This is a genomic window from Paenibacillus sp. MT86 (genome assembly GCF_058792535.1).
On the sequence record NZ_CM179499.1, the window covers coordinates 3655393 to 3676044 of the forward strand.

A 20652-nucleotide genomic window follows, 5' to 3' on the forward strand; every position below is an offset into this window, starting at 1 on the left:
CTCATTTATAATCGGTTGACCCGGTTTCATACCTGAAACAATCTACTCCATAGAGCGTATTCATATGCTCCATATGAGCCGCTCCCCAATTGTTCAATGCCTTTAGCACCGTGCTTAAACCTTTGCCATACTCGGAAATTGAATACTCTACTTTTGGAGGGACCTGGTTATAAACCTCTCGATGTACAATATCGTTATACTCAAGCTCTCTTAACTGTTGGGTAAGCATTTTTTTGTTTATACCCGGTATCGATTTTTGAAGCTCGCTGAATCTCATGGTACCGTTGGAAATCAGTTGAAGTAAAATGACGGGCTTCCATTTCCCCACCAAAATATCAAGCGCTGATTCAAATTTGCAATACTCTTTCATTGAACTCCCCGCTTCCCTGTACCTTAGGTAACTTTTTATTCACTATGTTTAGATAAAGTGCCTACTTCATTGAACCCAATTACTAGACTATTATAACCTCAGAGAACGCAAATAAGTAATAAGGAGGTTAGCACCATTCATGAATATCGCATTATGGATCATTCAAGGGCTTGCTGCGCTGGGGTTTGTTTACTCAGGATGGTTAAAGGCGTTTCAGTTTGAAAAAGCCAACGCGTCTTGGGGATGGGTGAAAGACGTTCCCAAAGCGTTCGTCGTCTTTATTGGGGTAGCAGAATTGGTAGGAGCTTTCGGACTCATTCTGCCACTAGCGATGTATATCGCGCCCATATTGACGCCTATTGCCGCTGCAGGTCTTGCCACAATCGTTCTTCTTGGCGCCCTATACCATGTTGCACGCAAGGAGCATCGAGAAATAGGCGTAAACGTTGTCTTCTTTGTGTTAACTGTATTTATTGTGATCGGTCGTTTTTAAACCAGCATCTGCCGAAGCTGGATTCAATGTTTCAGTAGTGAATATAGCAGCAGAGAATCGACCTGCAGGTCGATTCTTTGCTCTACCACGATCGATGGTACGGTCCACCGTTAATGATCTCAAACGATCCTGCCCTTACTCTCTCATTCTTCTACCTTTATTTGCTTGGCGCAATCCCTTTTACCAGCAATTCCGTCCACTGGGCGGTATAAGGGAGTATCCTTTGGTAGATATGCGGGCTGGATATCCCTTCAACCAGGGCCTGGAAATATATCAGCAGAAATTCATCCGAATATTTCAGATCAACCTTGCCTTCTTTGCGCCCACGATGAAATAAATCCAACATAAGACTGTAGCTTTCGTTGACGTACTCCTGCATCATCAGTGATAATCCGTTATCGTCCTTCTTTGTAAAATAATCCATTAAATCGAAATAAAACTGCTTGTTGATCTTCTCCAGAAAATGAATTTTGATCTGACTCATGGCAATGATCGTTTCTTCGAAGGGTTTATTTTCGGCCATGATTTCTCGGGCATTTTCCCCCATTTGAGTTAAAAAATATTTAAACACCTCATGGATCAGGTTTTCCTTGCTCCCAAAATATTTAAATATCGTCGTTTTACCGACATTGGCATGTCTAGCTATCTCATCCACTGTTACATTTTCGATGCCGGCTTCGGTATTCAACAAGTTAAAAGTTGCCTCCAAGACTTGATTTTTCTTCGCTTGCGTCCGCTTTTCAAAACCATTCATTCCTCATTCCTGCTTTCTGGCTATTATGACTAAAAAAAATTTTTAAGAAGGATTTAGTTCGTATTTTCCCTTCCTATTTATTATATATCGAAATTATGAATTATCAAACGTATTAGAGTTCTAAATTTAGCTTTATTTGCGTTGACTATGATCATAATCGGGTGTATAACTGAAGTTGTAAATGAACTTTGGTTTAAAACAAAGCATTTTCAGCGAATATATGAACTATATCTAAATATTTAGTTCATTATTTATCAAGATGAAGCTTTGCTTTAGACTGGAAAGCACGTTACTAAAACTGGTTAAGAAGGAGTTTTAGTGCTATGACAAACATTGTAAAGGTGCAAGGCTTGCAAAAAAGCTTCGGGAAGTTCAAAGCGTTGCAAGACGTATCATTTACGGTAAATGCCGGGGAAGTTGTCGGATTTATCGGGCCGAACGGCGCGGGGAAATCCACAACAATTCGTACGTTACTTGGGATTATCCGTCGGGATGCCGGGGAAGCGAAGATCTTTGGCAAGGATGTATGGAAAGACAGCCTTGAGATTCATAAACGAATTTCTTATGTTCCTGGGGATGTGGCGCTTTGGGGCAGCTTAACTGGCGGTGAAATCATTGATTTATTTATGAAATTACATGGCGGCAGAGACAAAAATAAACGCGACTATTTGATTAAACGGTTTGAATTGGATCCGAAGAAGAAAGCCAAGGGCTATTCCAAAGGAAATCGGCAAAAAGTCGGCCTGATCGCGGCTTTGGCCGTTAATTCCGATTTGTATATTTTCGACGAACCGACTTCCGGCCTTGATCCGCTGATGGAAGCCGTCTTCCAGGATGAGGTCGAAAAAATCAAGCTTGCAGGAAAAGCCATCTTACTGTCCTCTCATATTTTGAGCGAAGTGGAACGGCTGGCCGATAAAGTGGTCATCATTCGCCAAGGCAAAGTGGTTGAAACCGGGACATTGGATGAGCTGCGTCACTTAACCCGTTTTCAAGCAATCCGGCAATCAAGCGACATTTTCCGCGGATAACGAATGTATCAATGAAATTTTGTCCGAAGCGGCAAAATTGGGCGTCAAGAAGTTTGAGTCCGTGCCGCCTACGCTGGAAGACTTATTCATGCGTCATTATGAAGTCTAAGGGCGGAAACGGAGGAAATTATAATGCAAGAAAAATTTGCACGTTCGCGTGTACTATTCGTCCAATATCTGAAACGTGATTGGAAAAAAATCATCATCTGGATTTTAGGTTTAGGCTTGTTTTCAGCCGGATTTGTTCCTGCTTTTGAAGAAATCGGCAAGGGACAAGGTTTGCAAGGAATGTATGAAACCTTGCAAAATCCTGCCATGATTTCCATGGTAGGTCCGACACCGGTTGAGACATCGGCAGATTATACTTTGGGTGCGATGTATGCGCACGAAATGTTGTTATTCTGCGGTTTGTTTGCGATGATTATCGCTGCATTGCATGTAGTAAGCCATACACGCAAAGAAGAAGATCTTGGGCTTACTGAACTCGTCCGTTCCTTCCAAGTGGGCCGTCAAGCCAACTCGCTTGCGGTAATTGCCGAAGTTGTTGTGATCAATATGATATTAGCACTCGTGATTGGCGGAATGATGACTAGCTATGGAGCAGATACGATTTCGGCCGAAGGATCCTTTTTGTTTGGCGCATCCATCGGCATGGCCGGGATCTTGGGAGCCGTAATTGCCTTAGTTATGGCACAAATCATGCCGACTTCATCCGGTGCAACCGGTTCATCACTCGGAATTGTAGGCTTGCTATATATTTTTCGCGCCGGAACGGATGTGTCGAATACGGATCTCTCCATGATTAATCCGATGGGTTGGACGTATCTAACCTATCCTTTTACAGGAAACCATTGGGTCCCCCTAATTGTGGCGATAGTCTTCAGCGTCATCGTCGTGATCATCGCTTTTGGCCTTGAAGGCCGCCGAGATATGGGAGCCGGTTATTTGCCCGAACGTGAAGGACGGGAGTCGGCAAAAAAATCATTGCTGTCCGTGCCCGGCCTGTTTACCAAGCTGAACAAAGGCGTAATGTTCAGCTGGTTGATTGCTTTCGTCATCATGGGTGCAGCCTATGGTTCGATTTATGGAGATATGCAGACGTTCCTTGAAAGCAATGAAATCATGAGTCAAATGTTTACGGTATCTGGCGTTTCCATCGAAGAAGCCTTCACCGGGACCATTATGATGGTCATGATTTGGATTAGTTTCCATTTTGCCGATTGCGATCGTAAACAAACTTTTCTCTGAAGAAACGCGGCTGCATTTAAGCCAGCTTTATGCTACAAAAGTGACGCGAGCTCAGCTCTATTGGACGAGTGTCATGTTGGCTATCGTTGCTGGAATCGTTGGCATTTTGCTCGCTTCAAGCGGACTTGGCGGGACGGCCATTGCTGCAATGGGTGACGGCTCGCCCATGAATATGGGGGATTTTTTCGCCGCTGGCTATAACTTCCTGCCCTCCGTGTTGTTTTTTACTGGACTTGCCGCTTTGGCTTTAGGTTGGGCACCAAGACTAGGCAAAGGCGTATATGCGTACCTAAGCTATTCCTTTGCTCTAAACTACTTTGGCGGCATTTTGGATTTGCCGGAATGGTTCTCGAAAACAGCCGTTCAAAGCTGGATTCCACGGATGCCGGTAGATCCGTTTGATTCTGCAACCTTTATTGCGATCTCAGCGATCAGTATTGCCTTCATGGTTTTGGGCTTTGTGGGATATCGCAAACGCGATATGATTGAAGGAGCTTAACCGATAAATAAACTGATCTCATACTTTGATACAAATCGAACGGAAAACGGGCTGAATTGTGCATATTCAGCCCGTTTTTTTCATTTACGAAGTTTATCTGCATAACTAACAATATTGCCAAACTGCTCGCCCGCCATTATTCGCTGAAACGCGTAGTGCTTCATCCATCGCGTAGATCCGCCCATTGGCTTAAATCACCTTTAAGTATTGGAATAGGAAGCATCATTGTCGGGTCAGCCGGCGCGGCGGGAGCGGGCCAGAGTTAGCGCACCGAGGATCATACCGATCAGCCCCATTACAATAGCAATGATCGCCCCAGCTCTCCCGGCGCCGGTACCGAAATCACCAGTGAATATGGTCAGATGCACTATAGCGTAGACTAAGACGATCAGCCCTAATACCATGGCCACGATCGACCCGTTTCGCCCACCATTTCCGGTACGACGTACGGAGCGGGCCAGAGACAGCCCACCGATGACCGCGCTGATCAGGCCCACCACCGCGTCCATCGTGGCCCAGAGTCGCCCGGGGGTTAATCCGTATCCGACATTACCGTTGGTCACTTCAGCAGAGGCAATAGTTGGAGCAAGTAGAAATGCACAAAGCATTACGATTGTAACTAGCTTCAATTTCATTTGTTAATTACCCCTCTCGGTTGTTTTTTCATCATTTGCAAGGAGACTTCATGAGTTTGATAGGAGTTCCTGCTAGATCAACTAGTAAGATCTGTTTACCGCCAAAACCTGGCGACAATATCATTACGGGTATAGGCCCGCTTTAAGCAGGGTTCTCCTCCTAGATTCTCATTTCTGGCCTAGACGTTCCAACGATCAGTAAACTCGTCCGTATGCAATGATTGTGCTGAACTCAGCTAATTCAAACGTTTTTGTTTATTTAGATCTGATCAAGCAATGTCGTACTTCCGTTCTACTCAATTGTTACGGAATTTCCGGATAATCACCCCTTAATGCCGAGTTCAAACAGCGCTTTCTCAATCGATATCGTAACAATCCGCAGTTCATCCTTCCGTTTTCAAAAATCACGTTTCTCAGAATCCGATTCCCATATTAATTGTCCTTGTTGTTCTTCGCGGCTATCTCTCTCCTTTCACAGCCAGTTTACAAAACAAATGTCGAGAACTTATGCAGATCTTCCGCTCTTTGTGTGGATTTCTTTAAGAACCTACCTAATCACGTTATAATTTTCGGTAAGCGGCGTGTACTCGCTATGGAATCAAACTAAGGGAAGGATATGATGGGAATGGAACCGAAATTGTTGATTGTGGAGGATGAACCGGGAATGCTGGAGGAGATGCAGACCTATTTGCAACGTGAAGGGTTCAAGGTATCGACAGCCTGTACCGGCAAGGAAGCGCTCATGATTGCCCGCTCTGAGCGGCCTGATCTCGTCGTGCTTGATTGGATGCTCCCGGAAAAAAGCGGAATCGACGTATGCCGCGAGATAAGACAAACCTCGCATTGCGGCATTATTATGGTCACGGCCCGATCGGACGAATCAGATAAAATCGTCGGTCTGGAAATTGGCGCAGATGATTATTTGACGAAGCCGTTCAGCTTGCGCGAGCTCGCATCGCGCATCAGAGCTTTGCTTCGCCGTTTACGCGGACCCGAAGACAAGTCGATATTCTTGGAAAGAGACAACCTGATCATTTCCGAGGCCAAATGTCAGGTATTCAAAGACGGTCAGGAACTCCAATTGACACCTACCGAATTCAAAATTCTGTTCACACTCGCGGGTCGTCCCGGCATTGTCTTTAGCCGTTTGCAATTGTTAAAGGCTGCTTTGGAGGATGAGTACATGGGATACGAAAGAACGATGGATTCCCATATCCGGAATCTTCGCCGCAAACTGGGAGACGATCCTGCCAATCCTCGATATATTCAAACGGTATATGGTTTCGGTTACCGGTTCGGTGAACGTACATGAAGATGACGGTCCGCATGAAAATGTTTGTCTGTATGGGACTGATCGTTTTCATTGTAAGTATCACTTTCTCCCTGACAACGCAGGTTTACACAAGCGGCTTGATCGATCAATTTCAAAGGGAACAAATCGATGCCAACTATTTGAGCGCATCGCCCGAAGAGCAAATCGAAATTTTTAAATCTTATATCCTTGACAATATGCAGCTGAACGAACTGCTTAATGTCACGCACGGCGTGCGCTTGTTCTTTTTTGTTGCGATCGGGTTGTTCTTCAGTTATTGGATGTCGGGGGTGCTTACCCTCCCGCTCAAAAAACTTATAGCCGCCATAGAGCGCGTGGCGGAGGGTGACCTGAACGTCAAAGTACCTGTAGACACGAAAGATGAGTATGGGAAAGTTGCCCAAACGTTCAATGATATGACGTTCCGTCTGCGTGAAGCCGAAGAGACCCGCAGGCGACTGGTGGCCGACATTGCTCACGAGCTTCGCACGCCGCTCTCCGTGATGCAGCTTAAACTGGAGAATTATCAGCAGGCCGGTCATCATGTCCCGCCGGAAATGCTGCTTCGGCTTCACGATGAGGTAATCCGGCTCAGTCAGCTTGTGAACGATCTTCATATATTGTCGCTGGCCGAATCGGGCCGGTTGTCGCTCGAACGCAAACCGCTCGATCTGACGATGCACCTAGAACGAATTGTGGACGACGTGAAATACGAAGCGGAAGAAAACGGATTAGACGTTTGTCTTTATACGATTTCGAGTCCGGTTACCGTTATGGCCGATGCGAGACGGATCACGCAGGTATTCATTAATTTACTGACTAATGCGATTCGTTACACGCCTCGTGGAGGGAAGATTACTGTTGAAATCGAAGACCGGGTCTTTGATAGGAATGCGTTCTTTGCATGTGTCTCGGTGATCGATACCGGCATCGGAATACCGGCGGAAGAGCTGCCCTACCTATTCGATCGATTTTACCGCGTAGACGAAGCGCGCTCGAGGCATACAGGCGGTACGGGGCTCGGGTTATCTATCGCCCATCATTTTGTAAGAGCCCACGGCGGGTTCATCCGCGTTGCGAGTCAGTCTGATGAAGGTACTACATTTACCGTTTTTCTGCCTATAGGGCGATGATGTCTATAAAAGTTGATAACTCGGCATATAAACTTGCAGGAATTCCATTTACGTTCAATATCCTCATATATCCAGGTCTGGTAGCTTTATAAGGCTGAGACAAGACCTTTGGGGAGAGTATAGGCACAGCATATTTATAGAGAATTTAAAGACATTGACATTATATATGGCCCCTCATATAATCTATTTACATTTTTACCACTATTGAACTAGAAAGGAGAACGCAAACAACAAAATCAAATAGTTTATCGAAATTTACCACATAAAGGAGGAAATTCATGAATTCCTGGATTAAAAAAACGGCCATCCTGTTCACTTATTCCTTAACTTTAAGCTCACTTGTACCTCTTGCTTCTGGATTTGCCCAGAGCTCCACCATGATGGTCTCCAATTCCTATCCCGTCATTAACAACGCGGGTTTTGAAACCTTGGGAAGTGGTAGTGAAATACCGGACTGGACATATTATTGGTCACCGCTGACTGACGAATATTCCATCTCGATCACAGATTCCAAAAGCTATGAGGGAAACTACGCTTTAAAGATGGTCGATGGAGGGCCAAAGTCACTGGGATTAATCAGTTCTTCCGTTCCGGTCACGGAAGGAAGCAGTTATGTCACCTCCGTGAAAACCTGGCTGGAACAGGGCTCGGTGGCGATGATTGTATATTACTACGATGCCGATAATAAGGAAATCAGCAACAGCCGCTCCTCCCTATCCTCCGTAAGCAGCGATTGGTTGGATTTTGCGCATGAAAGCGTCGCGCCAGCCGGTGCCGTTACAGCCAAGATTATGCTGTACTCCGGTACTGCCGGCTACAGTACCACCTATTTCGATCATATGACCGTGTCCGCATCCACTGCAGCAGATATCCCCGTTGCCTTCGGGGATCCGATTGATCTAGGAGCCGCGACGAAAACGGTCAAAACCAGCGGGGCCGCCATGGCGAACGGCGAGGTTTACTTTGCAACGAATGGAACGCCTTCGACTTTCTATGCACTGGATGCCTCAACCGGCGAAATCATCTATTCCTCTCCGGTCCAAGGCGTGAACACGGTATACGGTGTAGCAGCCGGTTCCGACGGCAATGTATACATATCCGGCGTGGAGAACGGCATGCTGTATCGTTATTCCCCTGCCGCGAAAACGTTGGAGTCTGTAGGCGTCAATCCATCTGAAAAGCTGGTCTGGGATTTGGCAGCCACCTCGGACGGCAAAATTTACGGGGCCACGTACCCAAACTCCAAAATCTTCGAGTATGATATTGCTTCCAATCAATTCCGTGATCTCGGAAGCGTTCGTGAGGACGTCATGTACGCTCGAGGAATCGGTGTGACCGAGCAGTATATCTATGTCGGGGTGGGAAACCCTGCTTTTTTATACAAGATTGATCGTCAAACAGGTGAACAATCTGAAGTCAAGCTCCCGAACTCCGGAGCCAATGACATGATCGCCGACATCTGGTCGTATAATGGAAAGCTGTTCGTACGTTCGGGCGCTACTACCCTGTTTATCTTGGATGAAGAAACCGAAGAAGTGCTTCAATCTCTCCCTTGGCCTTCTCCAACCCGTTTTGACAGTATGATCTCCCCTCCTTCCCCACTGGACAGAGATCTGGTGTATTTCCGGAATGTAGTTAACAGTGAACTAGTCACCTATAATACGGCGACCAATGAAATTATCCCTTTAGAGGGTGTTGTTCTGCCAAATTCAACGGTCCGGGCCTATGATTGGGTCACTCCGCAAACCGGGCATAAAGCCGGCAAAACCTTGCTGGCCATGGTAACAGAAAAGCTGGAATACGTGTTGTTTGATCCTGAAGATCGGTCGGTGGAGACCATCATGCCTGAAATTGAAGCGGAAGGCATTGATATTCAGAGCCTGGAGATGGGGCCGGACGGGAAACTGTATATGGGAGGCTTCCATACAGCCTTATCCATATTTGATCCAAGATCCAATGTCTACGAACTACAGGAACGTGTCTTTCCACAAATCGAAGGGATCGGCTTTTTAAACGATAAAGTATATTTCGGCACCTATGGGGGGGCTGTCATCTACAGATACGATCCATCCCAGCCGTACAAGAAAGACGTCAATCCTTCGCTCGCATTCAATATTGAGGATGGTCAGAGCAGGCCGTTCGCTTTTGCTTCAGGCGACGACCAGCTGTTCATCGGAACGATCGCCGACTATGGTCTCGTTAAAGGGGCATTGACCATGTACGATGAACCAACCGATACCTGGACCACCTTTCCGGATATTGTGGAGAATCAAAGCGTGATGTCCGTTGCCTATAAAGACGGTCTGGTCTTTGGAGGAACAACGATCCATGGAGGCGGAGGCTCGACCCCCGCAGCTTCGGAAGCCAAAATGTTTATTTTTGATCCCAAAACCAAAAGCAAAGTCAAGGAGTTCTCTCCTGCGATCCCCGGCATGACATCCCACCAGCTGATCGGTGACCTGATGGAAGGGCCAGACGGTCTTTTATGGGGTGTGACTTGGGGGAAAACAGCTACAGGAACCACCGTATATTCGGTCTTTGCCATGGACGCAGCTTCACAGGTGATCAAAAAGAGCAAGCTGTTATATCCGAATACCTCTTCCGGAAGTACATGGAGACCTTATTTTATCCGTTTTGGCGACGATGGTCTGCTCTACACCACGGTCGGTCATACTCTAACGGTGATCAATCCGGAAACAATGGATTCCCAAAAAATAGCGGACAGCGTCAACCTCATGACCTTGGCAGAAGATGGGGGAATTTATTATGCGGAAGGCTCCCATCTCAAAAAGCTCCCAATCGCCTTAAAAGAAGTCGCATTGAATTTGGATGAATCGTTACTCACTGTTGGAGACCAGGCACAGCTTGTGCTGAGCGGAACCCTGTTTAATGGAAAATCCGCAGACTTGGCCAAAGCTTCGATCAACTATAAGAGCTCTGACGAAGGCATCATCACCGTGTCCGATTCTGGTACCATACAAGCTATAGGTGCCGGGAGGGCAGAACTACAGGCCACGGTTGTTCTGAACGGTATCACCGTACTCTCCAACTTGGTAGTGGTTGAAGTCCGTGCGACAGCGGAACAATTGACAGAGAAACTTCAACAGGAATTCAATCTTCGACTGGCTTCGGGCGAGATTCTTAAGCCGCTCGCGAATCAATTGGAGAACAGCCTGAAGCAAACCGAACATCAATTGCTCAAAAAACATACGACTCAGGCCATCCACCATCTTGAGAAATTCACCCGAGATCTTGCAGATCCGAAAATGAATGACTATATCGTTCCGGCCGCCAAGGAGGCATTGCTGCTCCAGGCTGCGGAGCTGCTGAATATCTTAAATCAACAATTGGACAGTTGAAATCGATGCTAGAGTTAAGCCTAAACAGCGTGTACCTATCGGTACACGCTGTTTGCGTGGATGAATTCATTACCTTTAGGCTTTCGTGCATGCAGCCATTTGCCTCGCCTTTGTTTAATAATCAGCTTTAATTATTTCTACGGCTTTCTCAACATACTCGTCCCTACCTTCCATCATTCCTTCAATGGTTGGATCAAGACGAATATCAGGCTGCACTCCTATTCTTTGCGTTGGTTTTTTATCTGGATAAAATACTCCTCTTCCACTTATTGCAGTTTTTATATTTCCTGGTAGAGTAAATATAACTTTATTACCGTCAGCTCCGGCAGTAGGCCTCCCAAGAACTATTGAATTTTCTGTATTTCTCAGCGACATCGTTGTAAATTCACCGTTACTTATCGTATGTTCATTGATTAACATCACGAGTTTTCCTTTGTAAACCTCGTCATTTATATTTTGAGGCTTCCCTGAGAAAATATGCATATAATAAAATTCACCTGGTATTGCAGGATTAGGATATGACAATTTGGCAAACTCTTTTTCGGAAGGGATCAGATATTGAGCTAATTTATAGGAAAGTTCGCTAGTAGGGTAGTTTCTAAGATCAAGAATTAAACCTTTTGTATTCCACCATTCCTTCATGAGTTTATCAATCTCTCCTTCTTCCAACAGACCGGCATTGATATAGTAGATGTCTCCATTCTCCATTGCTTGCGATTTCGTATCAACAAAGAAATTAAACCATTGTCGATAGCCTGTTGCACTTATTTTCATCGTATTTCCCTGTCGGATAACGGTAACGTCAGTATTCTTCTGTTGAGTTCGGAATAATGCAGGAAAGAAATGAGCTGACGTGTCTTCTCGAGACTGTGATATATATTTTCTTCTATTTTCTAATAATTCATCGATACTATCGTCGCCAACGTTTAGCACAATGTCTCCGACTTCAAGTCCACATTCGTTTATTACTTTACTGATAACAATCTGATTATTAATTTCGATAAAGTTTACGGGAAGCTGATACAATCCAAAATAGTCAGTAACAGTCTTTCTGTTTTTGCCCAACAAATAGGCATGAGAATCATGTATTCTAGTTGTCAGTTCTGCTAAGGTCATGTAATAGGAGTCATAATCAGACCCATCTATCATTTTAGGGATAAATTCCAGAAGCACTCGATCCCAATCCTCTTCGATGACATCTTTATAAGGATAATAATATTCAATAATATTCCAATAGCGGAATAAACCAAGTAATCTGTAGCCTGAATCATCAAATTTCATATTTATATAAGAGTTTTCATTATGCATACTCGGTTGGGGTGAATCATCCTTAAAACTTACATATGCATGTTCTCGGTCTGAAATGTTCGAATTCAAAAGCATTGATAATTCAAGACTCAGATCTGCTCCGAGATATTCCTCGTCCTTGGACCAATCTGTAGTTGGTCTGAGATGTTTATAATCCTCGGGAATTTGGTATAGCTGTTCAAGAGCCCCGGGGACGTTCTCATTACCTAACGTATGAACCCACTCATAGAGGATTGAGTTCACATCCGAATTTTCATCTATAATAGAAGGCATCACACGAAAAAGCTCATAATCCCAATTTATTTCCCCAGATACAACCTTAGGATGGTAATATTTCACCAATCCCCATACCTTACTGAGCTTAGCGATATCCTCGATCTTCTGTTCAGAAAGGCTGGAAAATTTCATTCCACTTCCTTGGTCGTACTCCTGCCCCTGCTCCTGCTTCTGCTCTTTCGCTTGCTCTTTCACTTGCTCAAGCTGATGAGCCTCCTGTGATGCAAAACATCCTGCAGTAATGAGGATAAACAATACACTGATAAACACAAAGAACATCCGGTCTCTTCTTTTTTTTAGTCTCACCTTTTTCCACCTTTCAGCTCAATAATTTATCTCTTTAGTCATTCTTGCAAATCTAAAACACGTGGAATGTTAATATATTACATATTATATAAACTATCCCTCGAAATCTCTAGGGCAAATAAAAAGCCCAGCCTATATATTCTCCTAGGCTGGGGCGTATGTTGATCCGATTGATTACTCCTTCCTCAACATTGCTGAAGCCCTTGCCGAGTAACCTTCAATGATTTCCCTTCCCCCTTCAAAGGTATCGCTGTAGCGTTTGTAAAAATGGGGGGCTATTATATTTATCATATTTGATAAAATTGTACACGACATAGATAAGCCACCTGGTTCCTTTCCAAGTGGCTTATTAATCTTGCTACATATTTGATTTTTTTCGTTTTATTCCTTGAAAAATCAGCATAAACGCCATTAAGAAGAATAAAGTATTGACTGAACTTAGAGGCTGTTTTCCTAAATAATCCTTAATTATAAGATATGATTGGATAATCAAGATAATCGATGCATATAGAAAATACATATTGGATTTGTCATTAAATTTCCGGCCAAGTAGCTTAATTATCATTGTAAATGCAATGGCAAAGATAGTGATTATCCCAACAAGAATAAGAGCTAAGATTGATAAGTTCATAATATCAATCCCTTCCATTTATTGATAATTACATTTTATCACAGTTATTGTTTGTAACAAAATAATTTTAGTATTTTAGGAGTTTAACTAGTCACTACCTCGCCTTATACCGCTGTCTATATTCGCTCGGCAGCATGCCTGTCTGCTCTCGAAAGGTTCTGCTGAAATATTTCTCATCCTCGTATCCGGTTTGCTTGGCAATCCAGACAATTGGCCTGGCCGTCTGTTCCAGATATTCCCTCGCCTTATCGATCCGTACCTTGCGCAGATATTCATTGAAGGAATAGCCAACGATTTCTTTGAAACATTGATAGAAGTAGCTCCGGCTCAGATTGACCCGCTTCGCGACATCGATAGCGAATAACGGCAACTCAAGTTCGTCGTGCACGATTTTGACCGCGGTCATAATGCTGCCGCTCACTTCGGGGCTCAACTGCAGGCTGCCTGATAGCGTTATCCCATTTTCCCTGAATTGTTTCAGCCAGTCCGCAACCTCCCGCCAGCACGTAAATGTGTCAGGCATCTTGATATCATCAGGTTGTATCGCTCTATAAAGCCGGTTCCAGTCAACCATACATCCATAGATCCATTGCATTAGCTTGGAGACGGGTATACGCAGTTCTTTCAATCGACTGCAAAGCTTATCAAAGGCTTCATCGTCATGGACCCATGTGAAGGCGTGTAGTAATTCCTTTACAGTGGCCGTCTCTTCTTCTCCCGGTTCAGGACGTTCCGCCATCAGCTTCATGACAGACTTCTCAATCGGATAAGGCTCATTGCCGTCGCAGTCGTAGAAAAAATCTCTGCTCCTATAGGCCCGTATTCGTTGAAGCAGCTCGGATGGAGATAAACCGGCTGTATGCCGTAGCCGTACCATATGCCATCCGGTGCTGCACGTTCCGTCTGGAAGCGGCGGCAACGGGTCTTCTTCTTCATTGCCATGAGACGGAACCTCCTTGGGAAGTTCCGTCAGCCACATCGGAATAGATCCATCCGCTTCCGCTATCCAGCCCAATGAAACGCAATCCGCTACCATTCTGCTTGTCAATGGCTCATCCGGGTACGTCAATAGCGCATAGGCCGTATCGCAAGAACAAGCCGCTACTATCGAATCCGACTCATTCTTGTGCTTTTGCTTCACTTCCACAATGCGCGAGTGAATGCGCTGAAACACTTCTTCGAACTGTTCTTTTTCAAGCTCAACCTTGGCAATGTAATCAATGGCACCCAGTCGCAGCGCTTCCTGAATGTATTCAAAATCCTGATGAAGAGTCAGCACGGCGATCGCGATATTCGGATATTGCTTGCGCACAACCCGAATTAACTCTATGCCCGACATTACCGGCATGGCCAGATCGGTCATTAACAGATCTACCCGATTCGCCTTCAAAAAATCGAGCGCCTTCTCCCCGTTGGCTGCTTCGCCTACAACTCTCATTCCGAACGATTCCCATGGCAAAAAAGACATCAGTCCCTTACGTACAAGCTTGTCGTCGTCTACGATGAGAACATGGATCATTTCGTTAAATTCTCCTCCTCGATTTGTATCGAAATGATGATGCGGGTTCCTTTGCCAAGCTCGCTTGTTACCGTAAGACTCGCTCTCCCTTCGTAATGAAATTCTAACATTCGTTTGACATAATTCAGTCCGATTCCCATACCCACTCGATGGCGTTCAGTCTGTTCCTGCTCAAGCAATGCCTCAATCTTTTCCTCAGAGATCCCCCCGCCGTTATCTCGAATTTCGATCTCAAGCCTGTCATTCTTTCTAACCACCACCTCGATTCTGCCGTTATCATCTAGCCCGTGATACAGCGAATTTTCAACCAACGGCTGCAGAATGAATCTAGGAACCGTCACTTCGAGTAATGCGTCGTCCACGTGAATATTGACATCGAACTGAAAATTGTATCGAATCTGCTGGAGAATGAGATATTGCTTCAGCGAATCAATCTCATCCCTGATCGTCGCGACACTGTTGCCTTTACGGAGATTGTAGTAAAGCAGTTTGTTCAACGAAGTGACAAGCCTGTCGATCTCCTCCTGACCGTTCATAACGGCTAGCCAATGCGCGGTATCCAGCGTATTCATCAGAAAATGCGGATTAATCTGATACTGCAGCTTCTCGATCTCCAGATCCGCTCTGCGCTTTTCCTTGGCCTTGATTTCAGAATACAGCTGCGTAATCTGAACCTTCATATGTTGAAACTGGTTTAACAACATCTCAAATTCCGGGATACGCGATTGCGTGGCAGCCGCATTAAAATTGCTGCCCGCAATCGATTTGATCTCCTTATTAAAGCGCGACAGCGGCCGGTACACCATTTTCCATAGAAGCCAGCCAATGGTCAGACTGACTACAGCGAACAGCAGCGCCAGCCCCAGCATCTGCATCATCCAGCTATTTTTCTCGCGGTTGTAGTCGGATTTCGCAATAAGCGAGACCACACTCCAGCCCTGATTGCTGACTTGTCGATACCAATAATAGTCGGACGTAATGCCTGTTACCAGGGAAGGCGCTAGAGTGTCCGAAAAAAATGAATTTTCAGGAAAGATATCTTGAAGCTCGCTGTATGAAACCCTTCCATTGTTGTCCAGAATTAAATGATTGGTATGCTTGCTCACTTCATCCAAATCAAGAATGCTCTGCGTCAGCTTGAAACCGGACTCAATGTAGACATAGGCGTCTTCCCTCTCCGGCAAATCAACTTTTCGCAAGGCGGAAAGCACATATTGATTGTTGAATCGATCTTTACTGATATGCGGTCCAAAATAGGTGATGCCATAATACGCTGCTATGATGGGAAGGTCATCGATATCGAATGGCTGTTTCATGCCTGTATTCTCAAAAAGAGTGGTCCGATCGTCGCGTAAATAATACAGCGTTAATCCGACATTGGGATTGGTGAACGTGATTAGATTCAGCTGGTTTTTGATTTCATCCGTCAGATAACTCCGGTCATACGGCTGCTTCGCCATCAAAAACTTCTCAAGCTGCCTACCGACATTCCCCTTAAAGGTCAGTTGTTGGGAAACGTGATTCAGATTGTCCAGCGTGTTCTCAAGCGACAATCGGACCTGCTTTAAATTGCTTTGAATGCCGGATTGCAGCTTCGTATTCAGAATGGATGTAATGGTGTTGTATGACAGATAACAGGTGAAGATGAAAGGGATCAATGTTGCTGCGGCAAACAGTAAAAGAATTCGATTTTTCAAGGTCAATCGCTTCAGGCGGGACTTCCAATCCTTTTCCGGTTTCATCGTTTCATCCCCATCGATTATCGACTCCTCCTCTCTTTGAATCATATGGTCTATGATGCGCATAATCAGAAACAGGCGGAAAAATCTTTCTAGAATATAACACAAATTAAAATGATTATTGAGCATAGATTTCAATAAATCAGGTGCCAAATCCGTTAACGTTCAATTGAAAAAATCACGGGTAGACAAATGTCTTCTCCGTAGTGGGTGAAATGTCCAACCACCCGCAACAGCCGTAAATTTTTGTACATATGACCCCCTCATTTAGAAACCACCTTCTATCCATGAAGGCGGTTTCATTGTGCTACAGTTAAATGGTCCATACGAATAGTTATTCCATTCATCTGAAAGAAGGGGTGTAATTATGAAAAACAAGTCAAAGACGTTAGCGCTTTTACTGGCCTGTTTTCTCGTTCTAGCAGCTTGCAGCAATCCAACGAATAACACGCCGGCTGCACCGGAGAAAAGCGCGGAGTCCAGCGAACCCGCCGATCCATTTGGCCGCTACGAAGAACCAGTTCAGATCAGCATCAGTATTGAAATCGATCCCACCGATAATGAATTGCCTCCTGGCGACACGCCGCTCGACAATCAATACACTCGTCAGATTAAGGAAGCGCTTAATGTGGACGTCGATCATCAATTTGCTGCCTCTGGCCAGAATCTTCGTCAGAGAATTAGTCTCGCCATTGCAAGTAACGATTTGCCGGATGCTATGGTCGTCAATGCCGTTGAGCTGCGCCAATTGGTCGAAGCCGACCAAATTGCCGATTTAACGGAGGTGTATGAGCAATATGCTTCCCCGGATATAAAAACAATCATTGAAAACACCAACGGTGCTGCCCTGGATGCAGTAACATTCGATGGCAAAATCATGGCCCTCCCGGGTGTGCAAGCCAATGCCGATGGCATTCACCTCTTGTGGATCCGGCAGGACTGGCTGGATAAGCTGAACCTTGAACCGCCAACCACGATGGCAGAACTTGAGGAAGTCGCCCGTGCTTTCGTCGAAAATGATCCTGATGGTAACGGTCAGCGCGATACGATTGGGATCACCGGACCCGAAAGTGGTGGCAAGCTGTACGCGAACTTCCTTGAGTCGAAGAACAATTTATACGGTTTTGACGCAATTTTCTCCGCCCATGACTCCTTCCCTGGATACTGGCTCGAGGGCGAGGATGGCAGCCCTGTATACGGCTCAATCCTGCCGGAGACACGTGAGGCGTTAGCTAGTTTAAGAGATTTGTATTCCAAAGGACTTATTGATCCAGAGATGGGTGTTCGTAACAAAGCGGATGAGCCCATTATCGCCGGAAAATCCGGAATGTTCTTTGCGCCATGGTGGATGGCTTACGGCCCGCTAACCAATGCCGTAAAAAATGATGCCGAAGCCAATTGGCAGGCTTATGCTCTGCCTTTGAATCAAAATGGCGAATTTAAACCACATGCTGCTACACCTTCTACTGAGTTTGTGGTGGTTCGGAAAGATTACGAGCATCCGGAAGTTCCTATGAAATTGCTAAACAATCTGTTTAAAAACGAGCAAGAGAACACCTTTGACCCGAGCAAAGGCGGTCCTGGTTACTATCCGCTCCGCGTGGTATACGCTCCATCCGACGAAATTGAATTTACAGTCAAAGCCCTCCGTGATGTGCTGGCAGGCAATAAAACCGCCGAGGATTTTGCAAATGACAAGGCCTACAAACTGCTGCCTTCGGACATCGCAAGCATTAAGACGATCAAAAACGAGCCTTACGATTCCATGGATCTTTCAACATGGAACCCTGAAGCGAACTGGGGAGCATGGACTCGATCGTACTCCATCATGGTGGGCGGCAGGCCGCTGGTTGATACCGAGTTTGAGGAGGTGCCCAGTCTTCTGTATGAGCAGTCACCGTTAATGGAGAGCCGTTGGGTGAATCTGCGCAAATTAGAGGACGAGACTTTCCTGCGCATCATCATGGGTGCGGCTCCGCTGGAGACATTCGACTCCTTCGTCGAGAACTGGAAACGTCAAGGCGGCGACCAGATTACCCAGGAGGTTAAGGACGCGCTTGCGCAGTGATCTTAAGGCATACAACGAACCATAATAGCCAGAGCTCCCGGCAGCTGTCAGGAGCTCTGGATCACTCGATGCAGGATTCGGGGAAGGGAGTGCTGTCATGCGTATGAAAGGCTTCGCCAAACATTATTATCTGATGCTGATCCCGGGATTTCTATGGCTGTTCGTCTTCAGCATCGTTCCGATGTTCGGCATCATCATTTCGTTCCAATATTTTAATCCAGGCAAAGGTATCCTGGGCTCGGATTGGGCAGGGCTTGAGCACTTCAAGTATATGTTATTGCTGAAGGATACACAGGAAGTCTTCAGCAATACGCTTGTGATCGCGTCCATGAAGATTGTCGCCAATCTGATTGCGCCTCTGTTGTTTGCACTCATGCTCAATGAGCTGCGTTTGATGATTCTCAGACGCTGGATTCAGACCATCGTCTATCTGCCCCACTTTTTGTCTTGGGTTATTCTGGGGGGCATTGTACTCGACCTGTTCTCCTATAACGGACCCGTCAATCAACTGACTGCCTTGTTCGGATTCCAGCCTAAACTGTTCTTTGCCGACTCCCAACTGTTTCCGTTCCTCGTTGTCGGCAGTGACGTCTGGAAGGAATTCGGTTTTGGCACCATTATCTATCTTGCCGCGCTTACGGGGATCAACCCGGCACTGTACGAAGCTGCCAACATCGATGGCGCAGGACGCTGGAGAAGTCTCTGGCATATCACTTTGCCAGGGATCCGCACGACAGCCGTATTGCTTACGGTACTCAGCTTGGGTAATGTGCTTAACGCGGGCTTTGACCAGATCTTCAATCTGTACAACCCGCTCGTCTATTCTACAGGTGATATTATTGACACCTGGGTCTATCGTACAGGTTTGCTTAACCTGCAATATGAACTTGCGACCGCCGTCGGCCTGCTGAAGTCCGTTGTGGGCTTCCTGCTGATATCCGTCTCGTATTATCTGGCTTACCGTTTTGTTAACTATCGCATATTCTAAGGATTCATCCTGTTGCAAAGATATATAAACCAATCCCATTCCAACTAGAGTAGGAGGTGCTGACCGTGGTCAGAGACCGGACGTTCGGCAACCGTGTGACGGATATTATACTGATTGTTGTCCTGATAGGCATTACGTTGTCATGCATTCTGCCGATCTGGTACACCCTCTCCCTTTCGCTTAGCTCCAACTCTGCCGCTGCGGCCGGTAAGGTCTGGCTATGGCCGGTCGATTTCAATCTCAACGCATATGCCCAGATTCTCAATGACCAGCAGTTCTTCCGATCCTTCTGGACCTCGACCCAGCGAGTGCTGCTGGGGGTTATGCTTAATTTTATCATGGTTGTGCTCATGTCTTACCCGCTCTCGCGGACAGCGAAAGAGTTCAAGGGGCGCAATGTATTCATGTGGATTCTCATTTTCACGATGTTATTCAACGGTGGACTGATCCCGCTGTATTTGACGGTCAAAGAGCTCAACATGCTGAACAGCATCTGGGCACTTGTCCTGGTCGGCGGCGCGCAGACACTCGTCTTCAACGTCATCCTCACGATGAACTTCTTCCGCAACCTGCCCAAGGAGCTGGATGAAGCTGCCCTTGTCGACGGCGCGGGACCTTGGTACATCCTGTTCAAGATCTACATCCCGCTGGCCGTGCCGGTGCTGGCGACCGTCTCGCTGTTCAGTATCGTGTATCACTGGAATGAATTCTTGTACGGCCTGATCTTCATGTCCCGTGAGCAATTCTATCCACTCCAGACGTATATCCAGCAGCTTGTCGTCTCGGTCGATCCATCGACGATGTCCGAGGACCAGTACCGTCGCTTGTCTGAGTTATCCAACCGGACACTCGATGCCGCCAAGATCTTCATCGCCATGCTGCCTGTCCTCATCGTCTATCCGTTCCTCCAGCGCTTCTTCATTCACGGGATTACGCTGGGTTCGGTTAAAGAGTAGCTCCGCCACCCAGGACAACAGCTTTCA

At 46.0% G+C, this 20652-nt stretch carries 15 protein-coding genes and 1 pseudogene; 10 read left to right on the plus strand and 6 right to left on the minus strand.

What is annotated here, in order from left to right; genetic code table 11:
• Position 1 precedes the first annotated feature (1 nt).
• Positions 2-370 (minus strand): winged helix-turn-helix transcriptional regulator, encoded by a 369-nt coding sequence (locus AC3RCL_RS16135; protein WP_492530661.1) that lies wholly within the window; start codon positions 368-370, stop codon positions 2-4.
• A 139-nt stretch (positions 371-509) separates the two neighbouring features.
• On the opposite strand from AC3RCL_RS16135, the gene AC3RCL_RS16140 reads away from it, so the two are divergent.
• The gene (locus AC3RCL_RS16140) at positions 510-863 is read left to right on the plus strand and encodes a DoxX family protein (protein WP_036660610.1); all 354 of its coding nucleotides are present in this window, start codon (positions 510-512) and stop codon (positions 861-863) included.
• A gap of 157 nt (positions 864-1020) precedes the next feature.
• Here the strand turns inward: AC3RCL_RS16140 and AC3RCL_RS16145 are convergent, their stop codons facing one another.
• Positions 1021-1617 carry a TetR/AcrR family transcriptional regulator gene (locus AC3RCL_RS16145; protein ID WP_492530664.1) on the minus strand — a complete coding sequence of 199 codons (597 nt, stop codon included), beginning with the start codon at positions 1615-1617 and terminating at the stop codon, positions 1021-1023.
• 323 nt (positions 1618-1940) lie between these two features.
• On the opposite strand from AC3RCL_RS16145, the pseudogene AC3RCL_RS16150 reads away from it, so the two are divergent.
• The 3 genes and pseudogenes from AC3RCL_RS16150 (at position 1941) to AC3RCL_RS16160 (ending at position 4395) form a co-directional block, all read left to right on the plus strand.
• Positions 1941-2757 (plus strand): annotated as a pseudogene (locus AC3RCL_RS16150) (ABC transporter ATP-binding protein).
• Positions 2758-2780: 23 nt separating this feature from the next.
• On the plus strand, positions 2781-3896 hold the full coding sequence (locus AC3RCL_RS16155) for an ABC transporter permease (protein ID WP_492530666.1): 1116 nt from the start codon (positions 2781-2783) through the stop codon (positions 3894-3896).
• Positions 3862-4395, plus strand: coding sequence for an efflux permease Rv1217c-related protein (locus AC3RCL_RS16160; RefSeq protein WP_492530667.1), 534 nt, complete (start codon positions 3862-3864; stop codon positions 4393-4395). The genes AC3RCL_RS16155 and AC3RCL_RS16160 overlap by 35 nt, the downstream gene beginning before the upstream one ends.
• Positions 4396-4628: 233 nt before the next feature.
• Here the strand turns inward: AC3RCL_RS16160 and AC3RCL_RS16165 are convergent, their stop codons facing one another.
• Positions 4629-5030 carry a DUF6223 family protein gene (locus AC3RCL_RS16165; RefSeq protein ID WP_492530669.1) on the minus strand — a complete coding sequence of 134 codons (402 nt, stop codon included), beginning with the start codon at positions 5028-5030 and terminating at the stop codon, positions 4629-4631.
• 625 nt (positions 5031-5655) lie between these two features.
• Here AC3RCL_RS16165 and AC3RCL_RS16170 point away from each other — a divergent pair.
• From AC3RCL_RS16170 to AC3RCL_RS16180, 3 genes are all read left to right on the plus strand, one after another.
• Positions 5656-6342 carry a response regulator transcription factor gene (locus AC3RCL_RS16170; protein WP_096773894.1) on the plus strand — a complete coding sequence of 229 codons (687 nt, stop codon included), beginning with the start codon at positions 5656-5658 and terminating at the stop codon, positions 6340-6342.
• Positions 6339-7475 (plus strand): sensor histidine kinase, encoded by a 1137-nt coding sequence (locus AC3RCL_RS16175; protein ID WP_492530671.1) that lies wholly within the window; start codon positions 6339-6341, stop codon positions 7473-7475. Before AC3RCL_RS16170 ends, AC3RCL_RS16175 begins: the two co-directional genes overlap by 4 nt.
• A gap of 278 nt (positions 7476-7753) precedes the next feature.
• Positions 7754-10834 carry an FIMAH domain-containing protein gene (locus tag AC3RCL_RS16180; protein ID WP_492530673.1) on the plus strand — a complete coding sequence of 1027 codons (3081 nt, stop codon included), beginning with the start codon at positions 7754-7756 and terminating at the stop codon, positions 10832-10834.
• A 114-nt stretch (positions 10835-10948) separates the two neighbouring features.
• Here the strand turns inward: AC3RCL_RS16180 and AC3RCL_RS16185 are convergent, their stop codons facing one another.
• From AC3RCL_RS16185 to AC3RCL_RS16195, 3 genes are all read right to left on the minus strand, one after another.
• Complete coding sequence (locus AC3RCL_RS16185; protein WP_492530675.1) at positions 10949-12724, minus strand: S41 family peptidase; 1776 nt, start codon at positions 12722-12724, stop codon at positions 10949-10951.
• A 725-nt stretch (positions 12725-13449) separates the two neighbouring features.
• Positions 13450-14874, minus strand: a complete 1425-nt coding sequence (locus AC3RCL_RS16190; protein ID WP_492530677.1) for a response regulator transcription factor — start codon at positions 14872-14874, stop codon at positions 13450-13452.
• On the minus strand, positions 14871-16616 hold the full coding sequence (locus AC3RCL_RS16195) for a sensor histidine kinase (protein ID WP_492530679.1): 1746 nt from the start codon (positions 16614-16616) through the stop codon (positions 14871-14873). The genes AC3RCL_RS16190 and AC3RCL_RS16195 overlap by 4 nt, the downstream gene beginning before the upstream one ends.
• 364 nt (positions 16617-16980) lie before the next feature.
• On the opposite strand from AC3RCL_RS16195, the gene AC3RCL_RS16200 reads away from it, so the two are divergent.
• The 3 genes from AC3RCL_RS16200 (at position 16981) to AC3RCL_RS16210 (ending at position 20625) form a co-directional block, all read left to right on the plus strand.
• Positions 16981-18681: an extracellular solute-binding protein gene (locus AC3RCL_RS16200; RefSeq protein WP_492530681.1), complete on the plus strand. Its 1701-nt coding sequence runs from the start codon at positions 16981-16983 to the stop codon at positions 18679-18681.
• Between the two features lie 97 nt (positions 18682-18778).
• Positions 18779-19669 carry an ABC transporter permease gene (locus AC3RCL_RS16205; protein ID WP_009590468.1) on the plus strand — a complete coding sequence of 297 codons (891 nt, stop codon included), beginning with the start codon at positions 18779-18781 and terminating at the stop codon, positions 19667-19669.
• A 65-nt stretch (positions 19670-19734) separates the two neighbouring features.
• A complete protein-coding gene (locus tag AC3RCL_RS16210; protein ID WP_015735575.1) occupies positions 19735-20625 on the plus strand; it encodes a carbohydrate ABC transporter permease in 891 nt (296 codons plus the stop codon).
• Positions 20626-20652 lie beyond the last annotated feature (27 nt).

Coding starts and splice junctions, on each gene's coding strand:
- AC3RCL_RS16135 (WP_492530661.1), bottom strand. CDS start 370: ATGAAAGAGTATTGCAAATTTGAATCAGCGCTTGATATTTTGGTGGGG.
- AC3RCL_RS16180 (WP_492530673.1), top strand. CDS start 7,754: ATGAATTCCTGGATTAAAAAAACGGCCATCCTGTTCACTTATTCCTTA.
- AC3RCL_RS16140 (WP_036660610.1), top strand. CDS start 510: ATGAATATCGCATTATGGATCATTCAAGGGCTTGCTGCGCTGGGGTTT.
- AC3RCL_RS16175 (WP_492530671.1), top strand. CDS start 6,339: ATGAAGATGACGGTCCGCATGAAAATGTTTGTCTGTATGGGACTGATC.
- AC3RCL_RS16145 (WP_492530664.1), bottom strand. CDS start 1,617: ATGAATGGTTTTGAAAAGCGGACGCAAGCGAAGAAAAATCAAGTCTTG.
- AC3RCL_RS16195 (WP_492530679.1), bottom strand. CDS start 16,616: ATGAAACCGGAAAAGGATTGGAAGTCCCGCCTGAAGCGATTGACCTTG.
- AC3RCL_RS16165 (WP_492530669.1), bottom strand. CDS start 5,030: ATGAAATTGAAGCTAGTTACAATCGTAATGCTTTGTGCATTTCTACTT.
- AC3RCL_RS16155 (WP_492530666.1), top strand. CDS start 2,781: ATGCAAGAAAAATTTGCACGTTCGCGTGTACTATTCGTCCAATATCTG.
- AC3RCL_RS16205 (WP_009590468.1), top strand. CDS start 18,779: ATGCGTATGAAAGGCTTCGCCAAACATTATTATCTGATGCTGATCCCG.
- AC3RCL_RS16170 (WP_096773894.1), top strand. CDS start 5,656: ATGGAACCGAAATTGTTGATTGTGGAGGATGAACCGGGAATGCTGGAG.
- AC3RCL_RS16200 (WP_492530681.1), top strand. CDS start 16,981: ATGAAAAACAAGTCAAAGACGTTAGCGCTTTTACTGGCCTGTTTTCTC.
- AC3RCL_RS16190 (WP_492530677.1), bottom strand. CDS start 14,874: ATGATCCATGTTCTCATCGTAGACGACGACAAGCTTGTACGTAAGGGA.